Origin of the sequence: Allocoprococcus comes, assembly GCF_013300725.1 — a bacterium.
Lineage (GTDB): Bacteria > Bacillota > Clostridia > Lachnospirales > Lachnospiraceae > Allocoprococcus > Allocoprococcus comes_A.
Window position 1 is genome coordinate 1 of the sequence record NZ_JAAIMM010000038.1, and the last position, 22,894, is coordinate 22,894.

General features: G+C 39.7%; 27 protein-coding genes. All 27 read right to left on the minus strand.

Annotated features, from left to right (window positions below; all coding sequences use genetic code 11):
• Positions 1–658 precede the first annotated feature (658 nt).
• Positions 659–1,555 (minus strand): helix-turn-helix domain-containing protein, encoded by an 897-nt coding sequence (locus G4407_RS15095; protein ID WP_173689549.1) that lies wholly within the window; start codon positions 1,553–1,555, stop codon positions 659–661.
• A gap of 385 nt (positions 1,556–1,940) precedes the next feature.
• Positions 1,941–2,414 (minus strand): hypothetical protein, encoded by a 474-nt coding sequence (locus tag G4407_RS16615; protein WP_243868866.1) that lies wholly within the window; start codon positions 2,412–2,414, stop codon positions 1,941–1,943.
• 290 nt (positions 2,415–2,704) lie between these two features.
• Positions 2,705–5,170 (minus strand): ABC transporter permease, encoded by a 2,466-nt coding sequence (locus G4407_RS15105; RefSeq protein WP_173689550.1) that lies wholly within the window; start codon positions 5,168–5,170, stop codon positions 2,705–2,707.
• Positions 5,167–5,838, minus strand: coding sequence for an ABC transporter ATP-binding protein (locus tag G4407_RS15110; RefSeq protein ID WP_173689551.1), 672 nt, complete (start codon positions 5,836–5,838; stop codon positions 5,167–5,169). The genes G4407_RS15105 and G4407_RS15110 overlap by 4 nt, the downstream gene beginning before the upstream one ends.
• Positions 5,839–5,946: 108 nt before the next feature.
• Positions 5,947–7,083 (minus strand): sensor histidine kinase, encoded by a 1,137-nt coding sequence (locus tag G4407_RS15115; RefSeq protein WP_117910142.1) that lies wholly within the window; start codon positions 7,081–7,083, stop codon positions 5,947–5,949.
• The gene (locus tag G4407_RS15120; RefSeq protein WP_028088187.1) at positions 7,056–7,745 is read right to left on the minus strand and encodes a response regulator transcription factor; all 690 of its coding nucleotides are present in this window, start codon (positions 7,743–7,745) and stop codon (positions 7,056–7,058) included. Before G4407_RS15120 ends, G4407_RS15115 begins: the two co-directional genes overlap by 28 nt.
• Positions 7,746–8,009: 264 nt before the next feature.
• Positions 8,010–9,374 carry a sensor histidine kinase gene (locus tag G4407_RS15125; RefSeq protein ID WP_118659949.1) on the minus strand — a complete coding sequence of 455 codons (1,365 nt, stop codon included), beginning with the start codon at positions 9,372–9,374 and terminating at the stop codon, positions 8,010–8,012.
• A complete protein-coding gene (locus tag G4407_RS15130) occupies positions 9,365–10,024 on the minus strand; it encodes a response regulator transcription factor (RefSeq protein ID WP_117739185.1) in 660 nt (219 codons plus the stop codon). Before G4407_RS15130 ends, G4407_RS15125 begins: the two co-directional genes overlap by 10 nt.
• A gap of 61 nt (positions 10,025–10,085) precedes the next feature.
• Positions 10,086–10,901: a NisI/SpaI family lantibiotic immunity lipoprotein gene (locus tag G4407_RS15135; protein ID WP_173689552.1), complete on the minus strand. Its 816-nt coding sequence runs from the start codon at positions 10,899–10,901 to the stop codon at positions 10,086–10,088.
• Positions 10,894–11,625 carry a lantibiotic immunity ABC transporter MutG family permease subunit gene (locus G4407_RS15140; protein WP_118659945.1) on the minus strand — a complete coding sequence of 244 codons (732 nt, stop codon included), beginning with the start codon at positions 11,623–11,625 and terminating at the stop codon, positions 10,894–10,896. The genes G4407_RS15135 and G4407_RS15140 overlap by 8 nt, the downstream gene beginning before the upstream one ends.
• Before the next feature lie 6 nt (positions 11,626–11,631).
• Positions 11,632–12,357 (minus strand): lantibiotic immunity ABC transporter MutE/EpiE family permease subunit, encoded by a 726-nt coding sequence (locus G4407_RS15145; RefSeq protein ID WP_173689553.1) that lies wholly within the window; start codon positions 12,355–12,357, stop codon positions 11,632–11,634.
• Between the two features lie 3 nt (positions 12,358–12,360).
• Complete coding sequence (locus G4407_RS15150) at positions 12,361–13,062, minus strand: lantibiotic protection ABC transporter ATP-binding protein (protein WP_118659941.1); 702 nt, start codon at positions 13,060–13,062, stop codon at positions 12,361–12,363.
• 330 nt (positions 13,063–13,392) lie between these two features.
• Positions 13,393–13,767: an ATP-binding protein gene (locus G4407_RS15155; protein ID WP_243868867.1), complete on the minus strand. Its 375-nt coding sequence runs from the start codon at positions 13,765–13,767 to the stop codon at positions 13,393–13,395.
• A 9-nt stretch (positions 13,768–13,776) separates the two neighbouring features.
• Positions 13,777–14,409: an SdpI family protein gene (locus G4407_RS15160; RefSeq protein ID WP_173689554.1), complete on the minus strand. Its 633-nt coding sequence runs from the start codon at positions 14,407–14,409 to the stop codon at positions 13,777–13,779.
• Positions 14,393–14,677 carry an autorepressor SdpR family transcription factor gene (locus tag G4407_RS15165; protein ID WP_173689555.1) on the minus strand — a complete coding sequence of 95 codons (285 nt, stop codon included), beginning with the start codon at positions 14,675–14,677 and terminating at the stop codon, positions 14,393–14,395. The genes G4407_RS15160 and G4407_RS15165 overlap by 17 nt, the downstream gene beginning before the upstream one ends.
• 184 nt (positions 14,678–14,861) lie before the next feature.
• Entirely contained in the window at positions 14,862–15,785 is a 924-nt protein-coding gene (locus tag G4407_RS15170; protein ID WP_173689556.1) for a C39 family peptidase, read from the minus strand.
• A gap of 127 nt (positions 15,786–15,912) precedes the next feature.
• Positions 15,913–16,842 carry a hypothetical protein gene (locus G4407_RS15175; RefSeq protein ID WP_173689557.1) on the minus strand — a complete coding sequence of 310 codons (930 nt, stop codon included), beginning with the start codon at positions 16,840–16,842 and terminating at the stop codon, positions 15,913–15,915.
• Positions 16,820–18,241 carry an ATP-binding protein gene (locus G4407_RS15180; protein ID WP_173689558.1) on the minus strand — a complete coding sequence of 474 codons (1,422 nt, stop codon included), beginning with the start codon at positions 18,239–18,241 and terminating at the stop codon, positions 16,820–16,822. The genes G4407_RS15175 and G4407_RS15180 overlap by 23 nt, the downstream gene beginning before the upstream one ends.
• On the minus strand, positions 18,238–18,897 hold the full coding sequence (locus G4407_RS15185; RefSeq protein ID WP_173689559.1) for a response regulator transcription factor: 660 nt from the start codon (positions 18,895–18,897) through the stop codon (positions 18,238–18,240). Before G4407_RS15185 ends, G4407_RS15180 begins: the two co-directional genes overlap by 4 nt.
• 122 nt (positions 18,898–19,019) lie before the next feature.
• Complete coding sequence (locus G4407_RS15190; RefSeq protein ID WP_118659929.1) at positions 19,020–19,820, minus strand: CPBP family intramembrane glutamic endopeptidase; 801 nt, start codon at positions 19,818–19,820, stop codon at positions 19,020–19,022.
• 62 nt (positions 19,821–19,882) lie between these two features.
• On the minus strand, positions 19,883–20,065 hold the full coding sequence (locus G4407_RS15195) for a hypothetical protein (RefSeq protein WP_118659927.1): 183 nt from the start codon (positions 20,063–20,065) through the stop codon (positions 19,883–19,885).
• An 84-nt stretch (positions 20,066–20,149) separates the two neighbouring features.
• The gene (locus tag G4407_RS15200) at positions 20,150–20,545 is read right to left on the minus strand and encodes a DUF6483 family protein (RefSeq protein ID WP_118659925.1); all 396 of its coding nucleotides are present in this window, start codon (positions 20,543–20,545) and stop codon (positions 20,150–20,152) included.
• Between the two features lie 76 nt (positions 20,546–20,621).
• Positions 20,622–20,819 (minus strand): DUF6440 family protein, encoded by a 198-nt coding sequence (locus tag G4407_RS15205; RefSeq protein ID WP_119297902.1) that lies wholly within the window; start codon positions 20,817–20,819, stop codon positions 20,622–20,624.
• 55 nt (positions 20,820–20,874) lie between these two features.
• Complete coding sequence (locus tag G4407_RS15210) at positions 20,875–21,291, minus strand: YjdF family protein (RefSeq protein WP_118659921.1); 417 nt, start codon at positions 21,289–21,291, stop codon at positions 20,875–20,877.
• 216 nt (positions 21,292–21,507) lie between these two features.
• Positions 21,508–21,888 (minus strand): hypothetical protein, encoded by a 381-nt coding sequence (locus tag G4407_RS15215; protein WP_004614497.1) that lies wholly within the window; start codon positions 21,886–21,888, stop codon positions 21,508–21,510.
• 75 nt (positions 21,889–21,963) lie between these two features.
• On the minus strand, positions 21,964–22,305 hold the full coding sequence (locus G4407_RS15220; protein WP_004614498.1) for an MmcQ/YjbR family DNA-binding protein: 342 nt from the start codon (positions 22,303–22,305) through the stop codon (positions 21,964–21,966).
• Between the two features lie 92 nt (positions 22,306–22,397).
• Positions 22,398–22,894 (minus strand): CHAP domain-containing protein (locus tag G4407_RS15225; protein WP_173689560.1); only part of this gene is annotated, 497 nt, incomplete at its 5' end.

Here is a 22,894-nt window from a genome sequence, read left to right on the forward strand (position 1 = left end):
TCGTTCTTCACTTGTCTTGTTATAAGCCATTTATCTTTCCTCCGATCTGATTTTTCGTATAGAAATCAAATCGGAGCATGGCGGTGACCGAATATGTGGTGTCCCACAATTCTCGAAAAATATCGAATAAAAAAGTGCTGCAACCAGTTCGATCACAACACTTTGCTTTTTATTCCCATTTTGTTGTCTTAAGCACTTTCTTTGATACAAATATAATTCTTCTCCTTGTTATACCTCTTCTTAAAACACCACAAAGAAAAGTATATAAAAAAAGGCTGTCAAAACCGTGTTATATACCAGTCACTTAACAGTCATTTTTCGCATTATCCGACATCTTTCGACATTTCTTCTGAATCCGTTAATATCCAAATACTTTCTCACCTTCTTTCGTCCCTTCGGAATTATCTCACATTCTCAAAATCATCTTCAGAGCCTTCATACAGAGAACCTTCCACTGGCGGCTTTTCTTGCATACTTTGATATAAAAACTGCCAGGATTTTATCCCCGGCAGTCCACTTCTTCGATATTCAGTTATTCTGTTGGAAACATTGCTGTCTCCAGCTTGCTTCTTTCGGTTTCAGACAGCTCATACGTCCCAGAATGATTCTTTTCCACTTTTACAGTTACCATCACCAAATCTCCACACTTTTGCTATTCTTATTTTACAAACTCAGCCGAATAATAATACATATACTCATTATCTGTATCTATGTATTCTCCTGTAATGTCCTGTATCGGCAACGAACTCACTCCTTGTTCGCCATAGATCAGTGCTGCCAATCCTTGCTCTGTTCCGTACTCTATCGTGCTTTTGTTCTCTATAGAGGTCGCAGATCTTCCATAATATTCTCTGTTTGCAACACCTTCCAAGATTGGCGTTTCTGTCATATATTTTGAATATTCATCTGCTGCAATAAGCTTTGCAGTAAAATTATCAAAATCCGGAGTGATGACAATCAATCCATTTTTTGCAGATTTCACGTCCTCATAGGAAAGTTCCAAAACTCGTTTATGAGAAACTCGTTTTCCAGAATGATATTCTGACAAGTAAACGTATAATGCTTGAAATGTATCTTTTGAATTGCATCGAAACATCATGGTTCCATCAATTCCGGACAACAATTCAGCCGTTTTCATTTCTACACTATCTGGATCTACTGCTTCTATATAATTTTGTGGTTGCCGCAATTTATTACATACCATGATTCCAAGAGTAATAGCAAATACTCCCACAGCAATAAGAAGTACAGCAATAATCTTCTTTAAATAACGCTGTTTATGACTACTATCTTTTGATATCTGTATCAGTGTATCTTCCGATTTTTTTTCTACATTAGTTACCTCAATATCTTCACCTGCCAAAAATTCATTTAGACTAATGCCTAATATTTCACATAATTCTAAATACACAGACACATCTGGTAAACAAATCCCACGTTCCCATTTGGAAACTGACTTATCACTCTTACCCAGTTTCTCAGCAAGCTGTTTTTGAGTCATACCAAGTTTTTTTCTTTTTTCTGCAATATAGCTTCCGATTTTCACAAGGTCCATAAATACTTCCCCCTTTCAGAATTATAGTATCTATTTTGTCCCAAAAAGTACACCCCTTAATGGTAGAATCGTATTATATAGGCAGAATCTCATCCAATTTCATAAAAAAATGATAAGATACTATTTCTCTGTTTTCCCATTACCCAGGTTGCATCCTATTACGCTTCCGTATCCGTTTCTACTTTCTGCACCCACTCTTTTTGCATAGCAGCAGCCAGAAAGCATTGAAGCAGTTTCATAGAAAACGCTCCACATTCACCATTTATAATCATCCTTACCGCTTCTCCATGTCTCAATTTGCGTTTATATGGTCGTTCACTGACCAACGCATCATAATCATCTACCAGACCGACCACCTGAGCACAGATTGGAATCTGATCTCCCTTTAATCCATCCGGATATCCAGATCTGTCAGATCTGTCAAATCTCTCATATCTTCTTCCATGCAGCCGTCTACCAAGTATTCCGTAAGCTTTTCACTTGCCAAGAATTCCTGTAACTTCTGGCGATCCTGTTCATGTACATATTGTTCTGTATACTTTTTTACAAACTCACCGTAGCTAGCTGAAGCACTTACTTTATCATAGACTTCATGTACATGGGAATAAATACACTCATATGTTTGATCCTTCAAATTCAGTTTTATAACTACATAAAAACGTCCAAAATATTCATCTTTACCCGGCTGAATAATATCTGATATTTTCACATTTTCCAGACTGTTATTATAAGTGTTCTGCAGATCCAGTAACACTTTATGTACTTTACAGCAATCCGAGTAATTTCTGGAACAGTATCCGTCCTTCTCCAGGCATCTGCTGATTGCCATTGTTGACTCTGTACAGTTAATAACATCCATAAGAGAAATTTCTCCCGGTCGTTTTTCCAGCATATAGCCGCCGCATTTTTACAGTGTTCGGGTCGTCGTAGACTTGCCGATAGGCAAAAAGAAAGCGGCGGCTCTGAAAATCAAAGCCGCCGTAATTTAGAAATGACGCGTGAAGATATGATATGCTCCCTTCTAAGTAGACAAGAGAAATAATAAAATCTTGTTTATTTAGAAGGGAGCTTTCTTTATCCTTTTAATCATATTGGGCAATTCTGTTTTTTTATAGCGTTTCCCTTTGTATATATGATGTTTTTAATATATTACTCTGCATATCGTATCCGATCAATCAAACTCAATTTTCGGAAATTTGCAGATACTCCATATGTGAGCAGTACCTGTAAAAAGGCAACCACACAAATCAAAAGCACTGCTGGGACCACTGGAAAATGATACTCACTGATCTGAAACATGTGTTTGGTTTTTGCATAAAGAAATGCACCATATCCTACAAGACTTCCAATGCCCACAGAAACTGCCAATGTTCCCAAAGTATAGATGATTCCTTCCAGTTGCAGCATACGGATCAACTGTTTTTCAGACATTCCTATCGCCTGTATCATTCCAAGCTCCCGCCTTCTTGTGTAAATACTGTTCATCATAGTGTTCACAAGATTCATGATTCCAATTCCACCCAGAATAATCAGAAATGCATAACACAAAACGCTCGTCAACCGCATATTCTTTTCCCACTCCTGAAGTTGCTCTTCATAACTTCCTGTCACCAGGTATTCACTGTTGTCGGCAAGTGCCTGAAGTTCCTGATATGCACTGTTCTTTTTCTGATCATTCACTGTGATTTCCAGTGTGTAGTTCAGATTATTGGGATTCATTTTTTCCAACACTGATTGGGGCAGATAAAATGAACTTCCGCCAAGGCTTTCATAGTAATCTCCGATGGCTCCTATCTCAAAAGTCTTTTCTACCTGGTCATCTCCCATATTCAAAACCATCTTCAAGGAATCTCCCACTTTCAGTTCCGGGAACCAGTATACCATATTAGCAGACATGAGGATTTTATCTCCTTTTTCCAATTCTTCATATGTCACATGTCCTTGTATCTCTCCTTTTTCCAGCGTTTCTGCATAAGATGCATCCAGTCCAATAATATCCGCGTCCCAAATTTCACCATCCATAGATAGTTTCGGAATTTTGCCATTCATAAATGTTTTTACCTTTACCTCTTCCACACCGTCTACATCACGAACCTGATCAATAAACGCTTTCGTCAAGGGGTTATTCTGCTGAACCTGTCTCCAGTCTCTGTCCGGATTCATTTTGTCCCCACTCCATGTTTCCAATTCAATTTTATAATCAGATTCAATATCCTTTCTTGCAATTTCTTTCGGTGCCGCGCAAGATAAAATAGTTGCCACAACCATGAACAGAATACCAGTTGCTCCTAATGTAACAATCGTAATCCCAGTCCTCTTTTTATTTCTTGCCATATTTGCTTTTGTCAAACGAAAAATCGTGAGATTCTGATAGCCTTTCCGTACTTTTTTCCCACGTTTTTCTAACCCCTGATAACGCATAGCCTCAATGGGCGAAACTTTGGCAGCAATTCGCATCGGTTTTGCCAAAGAAACTGCGGAAGTAAAGAGCACCGCCATAATGGTAATCGCATAAATCCACCAGTGCAACAAAGATACCTCACCATTTTTTACAAGTTCTGCTGCTACCTGCATTAGAGGGTCTTCGCCTGCCATAAAAGCAATCATCTGTTTCATAATCCATCTGGACAGGAAACTACTGATAAGCAATCCTACCGGGAGGGCAAGCGCCGTAACCAGCATTCCTTCACGGAATACCATCTGCCGAATCTGTCTTTTGGTGGAGCCTATGGCTTTTAATTTTCCATATTCCTGTACTTTTGGTATCATAGACACATAATAAATACTGTAAATAGTCAGGATTCCTGCTAAAACAACCATAACGATTACCACGATCATTCCTTTTACAAATGACGGATCCGTATAATTTGCAACCAAATACTCTCTGTTTTCTACCACATTTCCCTCAGGTACACCAAAATCCTCTCCGATTTCTTTTCCCCTCGCTTCGATTTCATCTGTTGTCATATGCTCTGCATCTGCCAGACGGAACATCACACGATATTCTCTGTCTGCTTCCGGTATCATCTGTTTCGCATATTCCATGGAATTCATCACAAAATACATTTTCTTTTCTTTATTCAAATCAGAAGATTCCATAAAGCCACAGATGCGGAAAGTGTCTTCTTTCGCATATCCCATACCGTCTTTTTCGTAAATTTGGTATGGAATCGTGATTTCATCACCCAATTTCCCCTGAATTCCCAGTTCCTCTAAAACTCCCTTGGAAACAACAATATCTTTTTCATTTTTTGGGAAGGTTCCTTCTTCTAACTCCGCTTTGTTCAACCGAATCCCATTATTATCCATAGCGGTCATAATGATTGTGGCATCATCATCTATAATCTGTCCCAAATCCATTCTCAGACCGATTTCTTCTATATCATTATGCACCTGAAGTGCTTTGGTGTTTTTCTCGGAAACTTGGCGGAACATAATATGGTAAGTTGGATAATAAGCATCCACCGATGCAAGCTGTACGCGGATCATTCCATATCCCACCGTTAAAACAACAAATATCAGAAACGTAGTCAGTGCAATGGCGCATCCACATAAAAAGTTTCTTCCTTTGTTCTGTTTTACATTGGCAAGCGCTGTTTTTGTTACTGTTTTCATGCTCTCACCACCTTACCGTCTTCAATGACAATCATACGGTCAGCCATCTGCGCAATGGTCTCATCATGCGTGATCATAACCAGTGTCTGCCCATATTCTGAAACACAGGATTTCAACATAGAAATCACTTCTAACTCCGTCTTGGAATCCAAATTTCCTGTTGGTTCATCTGCTAAAATAATCGCCGGGCGGGATGCCAACGCTCTTGCAATAGCAACCCGCTGCTGTTGCCCACCAGAAAGAGTATTCGGTAAGGATTTCAATTTATCCTCCATTCCGATTCTACAGATAATATCCATAACATACTCTGTATCCACTTTCTTTCCATCCAATCCAATGGGTAGCACAATATTTTCCCAAACATTTAAGGATGGTACTAAATTATAACTTTGGAAAATAAACCCAATCTTTCTTCTGCGGAACACTGCAAGTTTTTCATCTTTCAGTTCAAAAATATCTCTTCCTTCTATCAAAACCTTTCCGGAATCAGGACGGTCCAATCCTCCCAGCATATGAAGAAGAGTACTTTTTCCCGATCCAGAACGTCCTACAATTGCTGTAAATTCACCTGGTTCGATTATTAAATCTGTATGGTCAATAGCTTTCACCAAATTATCGCCTTTTCCATAATATTTCACAAGATCTCTTGTTTCTAATATTGCTTTCATAAACTTTGAAGCCTCCTTTTTCTTTGCTAATGTCATTCTATCAATCCAGTCTTACAGCAGGCTTACAAAAAGCATAACAATTTTGTAAGAAATCTTTTTTTCAGAAATCTATTTCTTTGGTAATGTCACCACAAAATTATTACCGCCTTCAGGTGCTACTTTTACACAAATCGTGCCTTTCTGCTCCTCCAAAATTTTTCTGGCAAGATAAAGTCCAACCCCAGAGCCCTCCTGTTTTTTTACATACTCTTGGTTTCCTCTGTAAAAACGCTGAAATACCCGATGCGCCTCTTCTGCCGGAATACCTGTTCCCTGGTCGATAAATTCCAGCATCATGCAGGTAGCAAGCTCTGTTACCCGAATTCGGATTTCTGTATGCTCCGGCGAATACTTTACTGCGTTGTCTAAAATATTTACGAACACTTCTCCTGTCCATTTCGAGTCGTGTACAATTTGCACATCCTGAAATTCATCCAGAGAAATATCTATGGATTTTTCATACGCTTTCATATACACACTGTTTACAGCCTGTACCAATGTATTTTTCAGACTGCCCATCTCTGGCTGAATCTGAATCATCCCAGATTCCAATCTGGACACATGAATCAGTGAATCCAAAAGATTTTCCAGTCTTTGAATTTCATCCCATTCCTTTTTATAAAATTCTTCCCGTTCCTCCCAGGTTAAATCGGCAGACCCCGCCAGTTCACAACTCATCTTCAATGAAGCAATCGGTGTTTTCAATTGGTGGGAAATATCTGTAATTAAAGATTTTGTATTGTTTTCTTCTCTGGAAAGTTTTTCTCTTACTTTTTCAAAATGATTCTGCAGTTCTATATATTTTTCCCGAAGTTCTTCCTGGTTATTTTCATCTTGCTGCCGGTCTCTTTTATTTTGCAAAAACAAAACCCATGAAACTCCAAGTCCTGCCACAAAAACCATCGCCATTCCTATTCCATATGCAGCAAAAGTTTTCACGCTTCTCCCATCAAAAGGAGTATACCCGTAACGCTCCTCCAGCTCTTTCCCCGCTTCCTCTTCCTGACGATTTCTTTGCTTTCCTCTGTCAAATAACTCTATATACTCCGTCTCCTGTTCCGGATGGGACAGCACTAACGCCCCTAATTTCCCCTGCTCTTCCTTGTATAAACTATTTCCTGCCAGAAACAGCAACAATATCTCTGTCACAAACAGAAAAAGCAGCCCTGCTGCCAGAGCTACTCCTGTACGCTTTCTTCGGTCCATATATATCCCATCCCCCTTACATTTTGTATATAATCATTCCCAATTTTTCCTTTCAATCGGCTGATATTTACAGGAACTGTATTATCGTCTACAAACTGCCCGTCAACATCCCAGACATACTCTAAAATCTGTTCTTTTGATAAAATCTGCCTTGCGTTTTCCATAAAGTAAATCATTATCTGAAGTTCCTTTTTACTTAATGTCAAAGGAGTCACTCCATCAGCATTTCGTTTTAACGCTCTCATTTCTCCATAATTTACTTCGATATTTCCCGATAAGATTCTGTTGTGTCCGCAGACTCCTTCCATTCTTCTCATAAATGCCTGAACTTTTGAAACCAGTACCATCAGGCTGAATGGCTTTGTAATATAATCATCCGCCCCTGCATCATAGCCGTTTACCATATCAATTTCCGAATCCATTGCCGTGAGAAACAGTACAAAGACTTTGCTCTTATTTCGAATCTTCCTGCAAAACTCCAGTCCGTTTCCGTCCGGCAGAGTAATATCACTGATTACCAGATCTATTCTATTTTCATCAAACAATTTTTCTGCCTCTGAAATCTGAAAAGCGGAAAAAACCTGATACCCTTCTTTCTGCAGTTTTAGCGCGATTCCACGGTTCAGATTCTCATCATCTTCCAATAACAAAATTGTCCTCATTTCATCTACCTTCCTAATCTCCTAACATAATAAACAATCACATTTTACCACACTCCTCCAAAACTGCATAGTATCCACCTGCTCTCCAGAAAAGAAAAAGGACCGCTGCACCTCTATGGTGGCTCTACGACGGCTTTTTTTCTTTTGCCGTCGTCCGGCAGATTATAGTTCTATTCTTTACCTATATGCTATATGGAAAATTTGTAGAATTTATAAAGATTAGAAAAAATAATGAGCGATACCACAGTATCGCCCTCTAATTTCTTAATATGGAATTTTGATAGTAACCTGTGCGCCGCCAGTCTTTTTAGAATTGCTTAGAACAAGCTGCCCGCCATGTTGCTTGATAATGCTGCTTGTGATATAAAGTCCCATACCAAAGTGCATATTAGAAGTACGGCTTTTGTCGCCCATGAAAAACTGTTCCTGTGCATGATGTAGGGCCTCCGGCGTGAAGCCGCCTCCCTCGTCCGTTATAGATATATGCAAAAAGCAGTCAGTTTTTTGCACCGTTACATAAATTGTCCCCTGTGGTGGAGAATAGTCTAACGCATTGCTTATCACGTTCATAATTGCCCGTTCCAACAGCAGCTTATCCGCCTTGAGTGTACCCAGGTTACCCCCCGTTTCCAGTTGCAGACAAATTCCTTTGGTAAGGCATAAAGAGCTTGCCTGCGCTTCAATCTGGCCCATGTAATCAGCTATATCAAATCTCTCCAAATGAAGCTGATACCCGGCGACTGTCTGGGAAATGTCAATTAACGCTTTAATATAAATGCCTATCCGCTCGGAGCTTTCAGTGATGTAACCCGCATATAGACGTTGTTCGTCGTCAAGCTCCGTTTCATTTATCAAATCAATATTTCCTTGAATGACGGTCAGAGGTGTTTTCAAATCGTGAGCGAGTGCTGCAATCTGTTCTCTCTGTAACTGTTCCGCGTTCCATTGCTTCTCTAAAGATATTTTCAGATTATCTTTCATATTTGCAAAAGAGCAAAGTACATCCTCAAATTCTTTGATTTTTGAATGTCCCACTTCAAAACCAAGATTTTGTTCTGCTACCTGCCTTGTCGCTTCAAAAAGTGGGGAGAGCTGCGTCCTCATATTTTTTGCAAACTTCGCTGCCAATATCACGCATACTGCAATACAGTTGATTGCTATAAAAATATAAAGTAGAATTTCCGGTGAGGGAAAATGCTCATAAAGCCATTCATTTGTAAACTGTGAACCTATGTAATATTGCAGCACCACATATTCATTTTCGCGGGTCACAAGCAAATACTGTTTGTTGAGGTTTGTATTTATCTTCCCGGATATTGCGTATTCCATAGCCCGGTCCAAATCGTCACCCTCTAAGGTCGTTTCCGTCACTTGATAATTTTTATCCAGCACCAAATATTTACAGCCCATAGGAAGCTGCACATCTGCCAAATCCGGCGTTGCGGCAATAACAGGAGCAAGGTTTTTTGTGATGCGTTCTGAATAATTCGCATAGGTAATAAGCCCTGTACTGGTTCCGGCTAAAATAAGACTGAATGGTATTGCCACCGCACCTATTAGTCCAATCAGCAGCATACATAAGAATTTCCAAAAAGACGCTTTCAGTGATGTTGTTTTTTTCATTCCCATTTATACCCAATCCCCCAGACTGTCGCTATCGGCTGAATATCCAGTTTGTTCAATTTTGACCGGATATTCTTGATATGAGTAGAAATTGTAGAATTATCACTGTCGCCCTCTAAGCTGAAAACAGCTTCGTAAATTTGTTCTTTTGAAAATACCTGTCCTTTATTCCTTGCAAGATATTCACAAATCAGATATTCGCTTTTCGTTAAGGCAACAGGCGTGTTATCCACCCGTAATTCTTTTGCAGATAAATCAATTTTTATGCGGTCAAAGGTAAGTGCGGTATGTCGTTCCCTACGTTCACGCCGTAAGTGGGCGTTTACTCTCGCCCGCAATTCTGCAATGCGAAATGGTTTTGTCAGATAGTCGTCTGCTCCCAGACCAAGCCCAAATGTGATGTCATGTTCCATTGTCTTTGCAGTCAGAAAAAGAATAGGGTAGTCCACAAGGGAACGGATTTTATCACAATAAGAAAAACCATCTATATCCGGCATCATAATATCCAGTATAATCAAATCGTACCTATTCAGTTTATCAAGCGGCACCTGTGCAGCAGAGGTATAGGCAGTTACAAAATGCCCGTCCTTTTGCAGTCCATTTTTCACAAGCTCTAAAATAGCCTGTTCATCATCAATCATAAGGATCGCTGCCATATTGTTGCCTCCTTTCGTTGTCCTTTTTAGTATAGCACAAGCTCCAAGGGCAGGAAAGCTGTCATTGTCGCTTTGCAATATAGTAGTTATTATTTACCTCGACCGCAACCGCTTCCGCTTTATCGGTTCCGTAAATCTCATAGACATCTGTGTAAAACCAACACTCTCGCCCCTGTCCGGCATTTTCCCCGTACCAGTCAATCTTGCTTAAATCTTCTTTTGACAAAGGGATTTTCGTTTCTGTATCGAATGTAACACTTTCGGCAAGAATATCAATGTAGCTGCCTAATTCATCATCTGATACCATATCAGACGTTACTTGATAAACCGCCCCGCCCCAAAGAAGCTGTGTCGCATTTTCTGGATTGACTTCAAAGCTGTCATTTATAGATTCTTCTGTTTTCTTAAAATCAAAAACAGTATCGCTATCTTTGACATTTTCGCTGATAACAGCTTTATGATACCCTCCGTTTACATCTACAATAAGATAATCGTCTGCGTTAGGAGCCGCATATACATTGAGAAAAGGAATAATGTAAGCGACTTCTGGTGCTTTCTCCGACAAATCCGCTAAGGATTGAAAAGTTGCCGGTTCAACATTTTCTTGCAGCAATATTTTTCCGTTCTCGTCTATGGCGGCAAGCTGCCGGATATATCCAATCCATTCTCCAAGCCCGCCATTTGATACGGTATCTGCCAAAATGGTGTAATCGTTACCTTTATAGGAAAAACGTGTTACATTTTCCGTATTCAAATAGCATTGTTCCTTGCCACTGGAATATTCTTCGATTCTGTCCTGTAAAGTACAGCCTGCAAGAGAAAAGCATAAAACAAAAGCAAACAAAAAGACGATAACCATTTTTCTATTTTTATTCATAATTTTTCCGTCCTTCCCAATGAGAAAACCATAATAAGGTCAGCAACAAGCCACCTGTCGTTAATGCTGCAATCCATATTTTTTCCGTTCCATAGTTGAAAATTTGTCGGCTCAAAATATCCTGTACCCAATTCATAGACCATGCAAAGGGGATATACCGGGCTACACCTTTCAGTTCAATATTGCTATATAAGATACATTGCAGACTTTCAAACACGCCCCAAGACAGGGATAACCCTAATCCAAATTTGAAGCTAAGGAACAGGTGCAAGATGTATATTATAAAATTACAAAAGGCCATCCCGGCGGCGGCTCCAATGAGCATTCCGAGCTGCACTGTATCAGCCATTCCCAAAAGATGTATGCCAATCACAAATAACAGGAACAGAAAGAACAATGCAAATACCCCCGAACCATAAAGATAAGTTAATTTTGCAAGCATATTTTTGTGTCTGTTTGGTACAGCAAGCAGCGTTTGGAAGTGTGAAGCCTTTTCTTCCAGTGTAACGTTCAGACCAACAATAACGCTTATCAACAACGGAAAAAACGTTGTCGTAATTTCCAATATCATTTTGAGCTTTTTACTGTCTGCGGTGCTGGCATACAGGGAATAGTAAGCAAGAAATAACAATGCCCCCATAACGGGTACACAAAAATGAATAGCCCAAAACGATGTATGCTTCGTTTTTTCCTGTTCAGAACGAAGCGCATAAATAAAACCCATTTCTGTCTACCTCCCTTTGGAAAAATCCTTTGCGTCGGCATAGGATAAAACAAGAAACAAGAGTATTGACAACAAAATGGAAATCATAATGGCTATAGAAAATCCACAATTCCCCGCATAAGTTCCGTTCATTTCAATTCCCATAAGTGGCTCTGCCAGTTTTGCTGCCCAACAATACGGTACAAACCACCATGCTATTGTATTTCCTAATGCGGTAGCAGTAGATAGGACAATCCCAAGTATTGTATTTAACACAATCGGCACAAACATTCCCGTTTTGCGTGCTAAGTACAGACACAAAGGGATTTGCCAGACAGACGCAAGGATAATTCCGATACTTCCTGTAATACTGTGCAAAAGAGAATATACTGCCGTTGCCGGAGCAATGATATTACTGATAGAAATAAGCAATGCTAAAAATATCGCTGAAACAAGCAGTTTTTCGACTAAGATAATGCCCTTAGCAAATTCAAATCTCGAAAGGTTTACAGGCATAGAAAATACCGAATAGTATTTCCCTGCGTTTTCTTCTTTTCTGTGTGACAAAGAACACAAAATTGCGATTGCTCCCGGAAGCAGGAACGCATACCACCAGTAAAGTGTCATGTACTGATACCCGATATATCCACCCATAATCCATGCAAAAATAGCCGTAATTAGCGGAACAATGAAAATCAGTTTGTTCGATATTGTCCTCTTGAATTTCAAATGTTCTGATTTTAGATAGTCCATGCCTTAATCCTCCCTGTGATTGCTTTTTACAACGTCCATAAAAAGCTGTTCCAAATTTTCGTTTGCATTAAGTTTCCCCTCATAGCCTAAGACACCGCCCGCAATAATGCCGATGTGGTCAGCGGTCTGTTGTACCTCGGAGAGAATATGACTTGATAAAATAACGGTAATACCCTTTGCAGGAAAGGAACGGATAAGCTCTCTAAGTTCTTCAATTCCAATCGGGTCAAGTCCGTTGGTTGGTTCATCAAGTATGAGCAGCTTCGGGTTGTTTAGTAATGCAACTGCAATTCCAAGACGCTGTTTCATACCAAGAGAAAACTGTCCGGCTCTTTTCTTGCCTGTTTCCGTCAGCCGGACGATTTGCAGCACTTCGTCAATCCGCTTATCTGTCAGCCCTAAAATAGTAGTCCTTACTTTCAGATTTTCATAGGCGGTCAAATTTTCATAAAGCGGCGGCATTTCAATTAACGCTCCGATATGGTTTAAGTCGCTGCGTTTCCATGCGTGGCCGTCAAACTCAATACTCCCAGATGTGGGCCTCAAAATACCTGTTATCATTTTGAGTGTTGTAGATTTTCCGGCTCCGTTTGGTCCTAACAATCCATAGACGGAATTTCTTTCAATGTTCAGCGATATGTTATTTACGGCTGTCTGCCCGTTGAACGATTTGCAGAGATTTTTTGTTTTTAAAATCATATTCATATTTATAATCATCCTTTCTTTTTTTTCATAATATCAATCAATTTTGAAGATTTCATAAAGATATTCCATCTATGCAGCAAATGTACTTGATATAGGAGAATACTCTTCTATGAATTTTTTGTTTCATCACTTGAATAAACTTGTATTCTATTAAATAAAGAATACAAGACAAGACGCAAATTCTAATACTGAAAGCGTAAATTCTAATAGCCACCATCTTCTTGAACTGTCGTTCAAGAAGCATCGCTCGCTTAGCTCGCTCAATTCTAATATAACTACGCAAAAAAGCCTGCTGTCCGTGATAGACAACAGGCTCATAAGCCATATTCTTTATGGAATTAGTATTAAAATTTTCAATGTAAATTTCCCGTTTTCGCATTTGGTCATCAACTGACCATCATATTTCTCAACGACTTTTCGCATATTAGAAATACCGAAACCGTGAAGAAAATCATCATTCTTTGTGGTACGGCTCTTTGTGTTTCCGCTATCCTGCAAGCAGTTATTTTCAATCAGTACAGAAAAGAAGTTTTGCATTTTCCCCGCTTTCACAAGTATCGCCCTCTGTTCTTCAGGAAGTTTTTCACTTGCTTCTATGGCGTTATCAAGTCCATTCCCGAAAATGGTACTAACATCCAAAGGCTCAATAAAATCTACACCATTACCATAATATGCCCTTATTGCAGCTACAAAGGCATGTTCCAAAAGTGTACATCATATTCCTTTTTTAAATAAGAAAAAAGAATATGCATATGGGATAACGATCAACACTGCCATGATGAAAAATAACAGTATCTTAGAGTCCAGAAATCCATTGGCGATCATAGCCAGGCCACAAAAGATAAACAGTCTGGAGCTGAAACGGTGTGTGCGATTCCAGTTTTCTTCACTGGACAGTGTCCATGGAATCCGAATGCCAGCACTATAGTTCTGTTTTGTTTTTGCCAGATAATTGCCAATTACCAAAAGCATGAGTCCAATGATCAGATAAGTGAGCAGAGTAATATTCACATTTATTCCAAGAGCAATAGCATAGCTAGAGCACACAACAATCGGGGAAAGTGCAGCCATGAACCACACAAGTGCCCGGATCAGCTTCGGACTGATGTTCTGGCGTTTTGGATCAACATGGGTGAAAAGAAAGCAAAACCACATCATTGCAAACATAAAAAGCGGAAGTCCGAAAACGGTAATTGCCTTGCTGCTCCAGCCATCTGGAGTATTTCCAGTGGAAAAATGGGTAGGGAGCTTTGTCGGAAGCTGATTCCACAAAAGCAATCCGATCAAGATTGGGCTTAAAGAAAGAAGGCTGCCAAGTAACAAAGACCATTTATATTTTTTCATCATGAGATTCTTCTCCTTTCAAGTCTTTTAACCATAGAAGTAATTCTTCTACAACGGAAGTATTCAAATCATAGTAAATAAAATTCTTTTCTTTTGTTTCCCATATCAGATCAGCCTTTTTCAAAATCTTTAGATGATAGGAAACAGTAGCACCGGTCATATGAAAATGACTACCAATTTCTCCGGCGGACATTCGGCCATTCTTTAATAACTGTAAGATTTCTCGGCGTGCAGGATCGGACAAGGCCTTAAAAGTATCTGCAAAAGCCATAGCATCACTTCTTTCAAAAGTATTTAGAAATATTTCTAAATATAATATATTCTGACGAAACAGAATTGTCAACAACTATTTAGAAAAATATCTAAATTCTAAAATCCTTGTGTTTCAATCGCTGCTATATGAAAAATATGGTAGTATCACTGTTCAAAAGCTGTTCAACATCTGGCTTTTCCCTTCAGTTATACATGGCCCATAGATTCCGCATCTGTCTGCTCAACTGCTCATATGACCATCTTTTTTTACTGTTTGTGCGACTGTTACTGTCATTGATGATAAAACCGTCCCTGTCATATCCGATTATCGTTATAAAATGGCCGGAATCTGTAAAATCTCCGGGTCCTACATTGATGATGATCAGACATCCCTCATCCAGTTTTGCCTTTATTCTGTCCTCATCCATCGGCACTTCCTCAGCATGAATCCCATAATGTTCACAACCTTCACTAATCAGTGTCCAGCTGCTACCTGATCCCGGCACACTGTATCCGGCACTCTCTGCGTATTCTGCTACAGATGCCGGTGTAACCGTTTTATCTCCGGTCAGATACAAAACGACCATTGCCAGATTCGTCGGTCCGCAGCCGGTGTAGCCGAGGAGACCTCCACTGTACGGCATATACCCCCAGCGTTCATCCCACTGCAATAGAAGCGGTACTGTATCGGTTTTGGCTTCTTGTGACAGATCAATCGTTTGCTTTTTATCCTTCATTTCCGGATAATCATAGACAAAATCAATTGTCTCACTATTTTTTTCTGCCAATTCCTTAAGCTGGTCAGGATACTCATCACTTTCTTCTATACTATGCAGCTTGTCTTCCTGTGTCAGCACATCTGCTTTTCCGAATACTCCCCATGTTTTTTCCGTATTTGTCCGTGTCTTTCCTCCCTGTCCACTGTATGACTGTTCTGCATCCTCCATCCTGTCACTGTCATCCACCCGAAGCAGATCTGCTGTTTTCTGCACAGCAAACAGAACCAGAAAACACAGTACTGCCATGCGAAGAGTGCGAAGAGCGACTCTTATACATTGTTTTCTTCTTTTTCGTTTTTTTATCCTGTAAAGTTGTTTTCTCCTTGCATCTGTCATTGGTTCTTTCATAAAAAATGCCTCCTGCTATACCGTATATCCACAGTATAGCAGGAGGTTATCTCCATCCTGTCGCAAAGTTGTGTCTGAGTTGTCAAATCGCAGTGGAGCCATACCAGACTCCATAAAATGTACAGCTTTATTCCCCGTAAAAGCATATATATATTTCACCATATACATCTCGGGAGGTTTTACTTTTCGCATACCCGGTATCTTCGCTATAGTACTGATACTCCATATGCAGCGCATTGTCCTGCGTTACACAGGAAAAACCATACGCATATTCAAAGTCCATCTTTCCTGCCTGACGCATCATGTCTCCGGCATAAGGCTCATACAACATCTCGGGTGCGCCAAACTTCAAATCTATTCCATATACTTTTTCAAGCACTGCTGCTGTGGCTTCACACCAGGTCTCATCAGGCTCTATACCTGCTATGCCAAACTGTACGGTAACCGGCAGCCCAGTCACAGCATCAATGGTGATCTCCACAAACTGATCATAGATATAACCCGAGTCCACCCATACAGACAATTGCTGATCCTCCGGCGACACCATAAAATCCGGTGGCTCCATCTGAATATAGGTACAGTCTCTCTCCAATTGTGCGTCCCCACTTTCTGTCAGCCTGTCCTGATACTGCAGATTCCCATCATTTCCTGAACCGAACACCGGCGCGTCCGTATCATTACGCTCCACCGTACTCAAAAGTCCGTATTCTTCCAGCATATCCGCATATGCTATCAGAAATTTCTTTATCGTCCTCTGAGCCTGTTCGCAGGAAAGCTCCGTGTCAAGAGGATCACGTACGTTTATATACATATCTGCACCACTTATAAATATCTGCTCTACCAGCTTTTCTACTCTGGCAATCCGGGTCTTTGTATCCATCGTATAGGTATATGGCGATACATCTCCATTATCCATTCTCCCTGTGGCAGTTGCCAGTTTCTTTGCCTTTGTATTCAGAAGAAGCTTGGGGACGAACATTCCCGTCAGTGCAATCAAAAACGCCAGTGTCACGGTAAGAAGAATATACAGTACTTTAAGCTTCCTCTTCTTCATCATCTGCCTCCTTTGCTAACATAAACGATACACAAGTTCCCTGTCCGGCCACACTCTCATAAACAAGCTCTGTATGATGCAGCTTTGCGATTTTTACTGCCAGTGCAAGGCCAAGACCTGCGCCGTGTTCCTTCCGCGAGCGTGATTTGTCCACCATATAAAAAGCCTCAGTGATCTTTTGCAGATCTTCTTGCGGGATTCCCCGTCCGTAATCACGAATGGAAATCATATACTGTTCTTTTTCACAGCTTCCCTGTATATTTATCCGGTCCGTACCCGATTTTAAGGCATTATCCATCAGATTCAAAAAAAGTGTCTTAAAGAGATCATATTCCAGACGTACCCAGGCTGATTCTGTCTGAAGCTGCACCCGAACATTTCTTTTTTCTGCTGTCGGTTGGATCGTTTCCACAGCATCTGCAATAACCTCATCAATCCTGGCTTCTTCTAGCTGAAAATTAGATTGCGACAGCGTAACAAGCTCCATCAGCTTAAAGGAAAGCGCCTCCAGACGCATGCCTTCATTCATAATGATTCCGGCCAGTTGATGTACTTCCTCCGGCGACAGAGTCTTCTGATACAACGTATCGGCATATCCTATGATTGACGTCATCGGTGTTTTCAGCTCATGGGCAAAGTTTGCTGTAAACTCCTCCTGTCTTCTGACCGCATCCTTCAGCTCTTCCATCTTGCTTTCTATCGTCTTTGCCATATAATTAAATGTTTTTGACAGATCCCCTATTTCGTCCCGGCTACTGATCTCTGCTCGTACATCATACTCTCCTTTAGCAAACCTCCGAGTTGTGCCTTGCAGTCTGTGCAATGGCTTTGTTAAGGTAAAGGTAATCACAAGCACCAAAAATGAACCGGTAGCAAGAATGCACCAGTAAAAGAATTCACAGCGCCTGCGCAGGGTATCCGCATCCTGAAACAGTTCTTCTACATTTTTCTCTGTAACCAGCACAAAGCTGTTGGTATCGAGTGTAAAACTGCTTCTAACCTGCAGATATCTGTCTTTTTCTGTTTCCCGTATCTCGTATTCCAGTATTCCCGTCGCCGGTATTCTGTCCGAAGGATTGATCTTACAGGAATTATAATACACTGTCTCATCTCTCCCTGACTGGCTGTTCTGACTGGCAAAAAACAAACCACTTTGAGCACCAAGAGGCGTTTCTGCCGATTTTGCGATATTTTCCATATTGGACGTTGTGTAATCGTCCGTAATGCCAAGTAGCACTGTCTGGATCGAATATTTGGCCATCTGATGTTGGGAGAGTGCGGTATTTTCTTCCCGCTGCAATGCATGCTCCAGACTGTACGATACCGTCAGGTACTCTATGGTTGCCAAAGATACCGTCAGCACCAGCAGCATGCTTAAAAATATCTTATAGAAAAATTTCACTGATGAACCTCCAGCCGGTATCCGATGCGAAATACTGTCACAATCCGGTCATTCCAATCCAGTTTTTTACGCAGACGCTGGATATGAGAATCCAGCGTTCTGGTCTCACCACTGTATTCTTCCTCCCAGACTGCTTCGTACAGTCTGGCACGGCTCAAAGCCACATTTTTGTTCCCAACCAACTCCATCAGAAGATCAAATTCTTTCACAGTCAGATTGATCTGATGCCCATCTTTAAATACCTGGCGGGATACCGGATCAAGCGTCACATCATCTATCGTAATCTTATCCTGTATCCGCTTTGTACGGCGAAGTACCGTCTCTACACGTGCCAAAAGCTCTCCAATCTGAAACGGCTTACTTAAATAATCATCCGCACCCATACGAAGTCCCCGGATGCGGTCTTTGACCTGTCCCATAGCAGAAATAATGATGACCGGTGTTCTGACAGTTACGATATATTCCAGCAGTTCGTAGCCGCTAATTTGGGGCAGCATCAAATCCAGAAGAATCAAATCATATACTTTTTCCTCAATACAGTCAGCTCCGATCTGCCCATCAAGTGCACATTCACAGTGATAGCCTTCTGCGGTCAGCGTTGACTCGATCAGACGGCTAATCTGGGTATCATCTTCTATAACCAATACAGAGATCATTTATTTTCTTTCTCCTTATCGTTTTCTTATCTTTTACATATGGTAATAATTTTATCACAAAGTTGTGTCAGACTTGTTTCCTGCTTACAACTTCCTTTATTCCTTCTCTTCTCCAAAGTAAATTAGGATTTATATATTTTACCCTTTTTCTTATTTGCCATTATAAATCCAACCATAAAAATCAAATTCATAAGAAGTACAATTATGCTACCTTCAATTTTACAACTACCACCAGACAGAATTGAATTACCACTAATTACCATGTTAAATAAATGTGGATAATCTTCTGCCAAAGATACTCCTCCCAAAATAATTGCACCAACACCATTCCATAAAAAATGAATTACAATCGGAGCAATTAAGGAATCTGTATATTCCAAAGCTGCCGTCACAAAAAGACTCATTGTTATGACATTAAGCACTGGAAGAATTCCCGCCTCAAAAGCACCACCATGTGCAAATGTAAATAAGCCAGTAGATACAATAACAGCAATACCTATATTGTAGTTGCTTTTTAACATCTGATATAAATAACCACGAACCAACATTTCTTGCATAACAGTATTGAGAAAAGCCGATATCATCCACAACCATAGCATAGAGATTTGATTTCTACCATCTATATGTACAACTCCTATTATAGCTAATATTCCAACAGATACGCCTAACCAAACTGCTCCTGTTACACATCCTAATATGATATTATTAACCAGTTTTTCAGTCAAATGTAAGCGTGTCTTTCTTTTATCTATTAGCCAAAAGATAAGCGTTAGCGCAATAATAGATACAAGCGGTATTAATTCTGCCCAAAATCTCCAGATTACCGCACTATCTGTATTCGGTATAGGTATAACCGATACACATATTGCCCAACCAACAAAAAAGATAATCGTTTTTATTGATACTGATACTAATTTCTTCATGTAATACACTCCCTGTAAAATTCCGATGTCTCAGTTTCAAAAACTAGAATTTTGATAATTGCTTAGTTTTTCTTATGCCATTCATGTAAGTAAATTGCTAAGAATATACCGGCAAAGCAGCTAATTATCACTCCGGCAATGAGTGCTTGATAATAACTGGTAATCAATCCTGTATCCGCCGTTATAATAAAGAATATTCCAATAATAAAAGTAATAATATAAATAATCGGTAATAATATTTTCATATAATCACACTCCTTTTTCTTTATTCCATTTTCCAAGTACTACAACTTTCGAGTTGTTAAAGTTCACAAGTCGAAAATTCTGCATTACTCATCATCCTTAATCATATATAACAAATTATTATATTCTGACTGCACAAGTAATTGCTTAAAACCAGAAAGCACTTCTTCTTTTGTATAATTGTTGTTAATCAAAAACTCACTATCTTTCTCACTAAGGTATTGATAGAAAAGAGCTGCCGCCATCACATCATCATTATTTGTATAATCAATGTTATCTAAAAGTATATTCTCCGCTTCGTTAATTTGCCCTGAATCAATCATATCAAGAAAACTTTTCAAATTTTTCCCTGACACTTCATATTTGTTTTCTTTTTCAAACTCAACAGAAACATACTTTTTCCCACATATTAAAGAAAATAATATTTTCACCATTTCTTTTATCATTCGCATAATGTAATCTTTCTCATCTGAAAAATACATTTTCCACCTCCATAAATTCCAGTTGAACTAAATCGCTGCGCGATGGCCTGCGAAGGCTGTGGCGCAGCGATTTAGTTCAATTGGAATTTGACTTTGTAACTATGACTTTTCCTTCAGAATCCAGAAGAGGTGTAATACCAGCCCCGTATCCAGATTTCCAACAAAGATAATTAACACCAGTCTCCTTATCTACAAGAATTTGGCGAACCCCATCATCCTTAAGCGAACTTCCATCTCTAAATATAACTTCAAATCTTTCTTCTTTCTTTGCCATGTTTATTTCTCCTCGTTAAGTGTTAATTTTCGATTTGAACGAGTCCAGCAAGGGGCTAATGCCCCTTATGCTTTTCTCTTTTCTTCTGCTGTTTCATTTCAAACATTCGCAGTTCTTCCGCTTCTTTTTTCTCTCTGCTTCTGATCTTACATTCCTGTTTATTCTGTTCCTGTTGTAATTTCAATGCTTGCTGCGATTTTGTTCCAATACCAGTTTCCTGCATTTGCCTTCTCGCTTCACGCTGCATCCTTTTTGGATTTCTCTTTATATCCTTTACAACAGCATCAACAGCCGGACTGAATTTCAAACTGGCATAATGTTTTTGGATATATTCCTGCACCTCATAATCTTTTGGTTCTGCACCAAAAGTTACCTTTGATACAGACAACTTACCATCCTCGATACGCTCAAATACACCTACCCAAAATGGTTCTTCAAAATACACCGTCAGTTTTCCACTTACTTTGTCCATAAGAATCCCTCCTAAAATAATTGTTGAACAAAGAATGGACAACCCGGAGGGGCAGGTTACTTACCCTATTTGCATAGGACGGCTGGGCTACCTACCAGCTCTAGTACATTGCTGAATGTACATTGCGTTTTTATCTTTGTATTTATAATCAAGCCATATGGTGCGATTAACTTAGAATGTCAAACAACGATTTATCCAATTAAGACAACTGAAATTTTATTCTTTGTCGTTCAAAAGATTATTTACTCTTTCAACTGGAAATCTGTCTTCAATGTCAATTATTTCAAACAAATTTAGGGGTAATTCTTTCTCTCCAATCAGAGTAAGATATTCATTAACAGCTCTGCGGTCAATCATAATTTTCCCATGACCGGCCCAATGACGATTGCTCTCTCTCTTTTTCAAGCCAGAAATCCAATATTCATCGCCGTTTTCAATATCTACATAGTTAGAATAACCACCATTATATTTTTGAAAAGCATGGTCATTAAAGTAAATGGTTTTCTTGGTTTTTGAAGTTTTCACATATCCAATCCATGCTGGACCATCATCAGAATATCCTGTTTTTAGTTCAATATACATTAAATCTTTAATCATTTATATCACTCCTAAATCACGATTTATCATCCCACTTTATTTCTTCTATTCGACTGTCCATTTCTTGTTTCTCTGTCATTTTTCCTGTTCATCAACGATATCGTAGCCCATATCAAGCATATCTAAAACTTTCGAATCTCTGACAGTTCCATCCATTGGAACTGCCAGCCAGTGTTTCTGATTCATGTACTTTGCCGGAGCAAGGTGATACATTTCGATATAATTGCTTATCATATCTGACTCTGCCTGAACTTCCATGATTGACATTACAGATTCGTCTGATTGATAAAAAATAGCATAGGGAATGTTATTTCTCTGGTTTTTAAAGATTGTGATCTGCTTTCCATTTTGTGTAATTCTCTCCGGGGTGGCTGGATATTGCTTTTTGATGTATTCAAATATTTCTTGTTGATTCATGAGAGGATTCCTTCTTTTTCACTAGTTCTTCTCTTTATTTTGTCGCAATTTTCCCCAGATTACAAGTATAATTTTTTATCTCTCCAATTCCATCAATTTATCACCCCATATCCCATGATGGAGGCATAATCCATCGCATAGTTTCTCTGCCGTACCTGATCACTGGAATTTCCCTCAATCGTGTAAACTCTTCCACCTTCACACTTTTCTACAATTCCTACGTGGTCTGATGTTCCATCGTGATTCCAGTCGAAGAAAATAATCATTCCGGCTAATGGGGTTGTCCCACCACTCTGCCATTTATTCTTTCCCTTAAACCAGGTAACACCATCGCTGCACAAGGAGAATTTTGGAACATTCCCACGCTCTATCAGCCCACTCTGGTCTGCACACCAACTTACAAAACAGGCACACCATTCTACCCTGCTGTCGAATCCATACCAGCTCCAGAACTTCTGACCGCCACTGTTTCCAAGCTGCCCCATCGCAACCGATACGATCTGCTGATTTCCAAACAAACCAGCAAACAGGCTTCCACCGGAATAATACCGCATCACATGGGGAACGTATTGGGGATCTCCGTAACTGC